Below are 319 nucleotides of genomic sequence, written 5' to 3'. Positions count from 1 at the left end.
GTCCCAGAACTTCTGGTCGAACGCGGCGTTGTGCGCCAGCAATGGCGTGGTGCCCACGAACTCGTTGACTTCGTTCATCACCCGCTCGGCCGGTGGCGCGCTGCGCAACATGGCGTTGCTGATGCCGGTGAGTTGTTCAATAAAGCCCGGCACACGCACGCCGGCATTCATCAGGCTCTGGTAGCGGTCCACGATTTGGCCGCGCTCAAGGATCACCACCGCGATTTCCGTGGCCCGGCAGTGGCTGCTCGGGGTGATGCCGGTGGTTTCAAAGTCGATGACCGCTATACGTTCCAAACCTGTTCCAACTCCGTCTAAC

Annotated in this window: 1 protein-coding gene; it reads right to left on the bottom strand. The window is 60.8% G+C overall.

Annotated elements, in window-relative coordinates; all coding sequences use genetic code 11:
* The coding region (locus KZZ07_RS26775; protein ID WP_219519979.1) for a 3'-5' exonuclease at positions 1–297 on the bottom strand (297 nt) is incomplete at its 3' end.
* Between the last annotated feature and the right edge of the window lie 22 nt (positions 298–319).

It is taken from the genome of Mameliella sp. CS4, assembly GCF_019392335.1.
In the GTDB taxonomy this organism is placed as follows: domain Bacteria; phylum Pseudomonadota; class Alphaproteobacteria; order Rhodobacterales; family Rhodobacteraceae; genus Antarctobacter.
Note: the sequence above shows the minus strand (reverse complement) of the source record. Positions and strands in the feature narration are given on the sequence as shown.